Source organism: Streptomyces sp. UNOB3_S3 (genome assembly GCF_020740895.1).
Classification (GTDB): domain Bacteria; phylum Actinomycetota; class Actinomycetes; order Streptomycetales; family Streptomycetaceae; genus Streptomyces.
The window spans coordinates 1-537 of sequence record NZ_JAILXP010000783.1 but is presented as its reverse complement, the minus strand read 5'-3'; the positions used below and the strand labels follow the sequence as shown (position 1 = coordinate 537).

Sequence of the window (537 nt, the reverse complement as noted above, 5' to 3'; positions counted from 1 at the left end):
CCTCGGCCAGGCGGGCGACAGCGCTCTCCTTGTCATCGGCGGTCAGCGCGGAGTTCCCCTGCCGGACAGTGGTGTGGACGATCGCCAGCGCCTGCGGCACCCCGAAATCGTCATCCATCGCCTCCGCGAAAGCCGGCGGCACCTCCGAGGCCGCCTCCACCGGGCCGGCGAGCTCGATCACACGCTGCGTGAAGCCCTCGATCCGCGCGAACGCCGCCTCGGCCTCGCGCAGCGCCTCCGGGCTGTACTCGATCATCGACCGGTAATGCGGAGTACCCAGGTAGTAGCGCAGCACGATCGGCCGCCACTGCTTGACCATCTCCGAGACCAGCACCGAGTTGCCCAGCGACTTGGACATCTTCTCGCCGCTCATGGTCACCCACGCGTTGTGCACCCAGTACACGGCGAAATCATCCCCGAAGGCCTTCGCCTGGGCGATCTCGTTCTCATGATGCGGGAAGATCAGGTCCAGACCCCCGCCATGGATGTCGAACGCCGCACCCAGGTACTTGTGGGCCATCGCGGAGCACTCCAGAT

1 protein-coding gene is annotated in these 537 nt (G+C 66.5%); it reads right to left on the bottom strand.

All coding sequences use genetic code 11. The features are described from left to right. Positions 1 to 537: DALR domain-containing protein (locus tag K6I33_RS35620; protein ID WP_229358906.1), on the bottom strand; the 537-nt coding region annotated here is incomplete at both ends.